This is a genomic window from Parabacteroides acidifaciens, assembly GCF_003363715.1.
Taxonomy (GTDB): domain Bacteria; phylum Bacteroidota; class Bacteroidia; order Bacteroidales; family Tannerellaceae; genus Parabacteroides; species Parabacteroides acidifaciens.
In genome coordinates, this window is sequence record NZ_QREV01000124.1 from 1 (window position 1) to 1,067 (window position 1,067).

The 1,067-nt window shown below is 55.4% G+C and carries 1 protein-coding gene; it reads left to right on the top strand.

Annotated elements, in window-relative coordinates:
- The first annotated feature begins 134 nt into the window (after window positions 1–134).
- Complete coding sequence (locus DWU89_RS20405; RefSeq protein WP_115501451.1) at window positions 135–905, top strand: DUF4469 domain-containing protein; 771 nt, start codon at window positions 135–137, stop codon at window positions 903–905.
- Window positions 906–1,067 lie beyond the last annotated feature (162 nt).

Genomic DNA, 1,067 nt, shown 5'->3' on the forward strand with positions numbered 1-1,067 from the left:
CTGTTGCTTATCTTCAGTAAAGGTAATGCGAAGACCTGATTGGTAAGATAAGCGTAAACGGCATCTCACGCTTTTTTTGTGTCTGTACGTACGGTCCCGGAGTTTCTAATATTAACGATAAATCAAAAAGTATCATGAGCACAATCAATGCAATCGCTCATCTGAATGAGCTGACAAGAGAAATCGAGAACGACTACTATCTCACCGCGCAAGTCACGGCAACCCTCGGCGTGGACGACATCGTCGCCCGCATAGCCGCCCGCGAGATCGCGACGAAGAACGTCGACGGCACCGCGTTCATCAAGACCTTCCTCGACGAATGCGCCCGGGCAGCCGCCGAAGGCAACAACATCGTGACCCCCTTCTTCCGCAGCTCCATCGGCATCCAGGGCAGCGTCCTGGCCAACGACCTGGGGCATAACATCCCCGCCGACCGCCTCAAAGTGTCCGTCAACCTCACCCAGGGCGACGGTGCGCGCCGTGCCATCGAAAGCTGTGTCATCCACGCCTTCGAGCAGTCAGGCGCCACAGGCCCCGTCATCCAATCGGTCACAGACCCGACGGAGAACAAGCCCAACCACCTCAACCCCAGCGGCATGGCCCTTATCAGCGGTATGCGCCTCGCCGTGAAGGGGGACGATGCGAGCGTCGGCATTCTCTTTACGAGCGAAAAAGACACTGCCACAACTGTCTTTGTAGCCCCCAAGAGTTTGTCGCCCAACTCGCCGACTAAGCTGCAGTTTGTTCTGCCGGCGGCGGTGACGGAGGGGAAGTGGTATGTTAGGGTGACGACACAATGTAGCAGCAACTCCGGCACATTACTCAAAGAACCCCGTTCATACGACTATCCCGAAATTATCAAGGTAGGCGACGTCCCCGGCTATGAGCGTCCCGGCGAACTCTGATCCGAGTTGTTCATGGTCTATGAACCGGTAAGTTCATGGACCATGAAGCGGTAAGTTCACGGACTGTGAAGTGGTAAGTTCAGATACTGTGAACATGTAGTGTAAGAACTCCCTCCCCCGCTATCGCGGGTACTCCCTCTATAAACAGAGGGAGAGCTTGAG

Bases quoted from the DNA above. Each gene is read 5' to 3' on its own strand.
- DWU89_RS20405 (WP_115501451.1), top strand. From the start codon at position 135: ATGAGCACAATCAATGCAATCGCTCATCTGAATGAGCTGACAAGAGAA.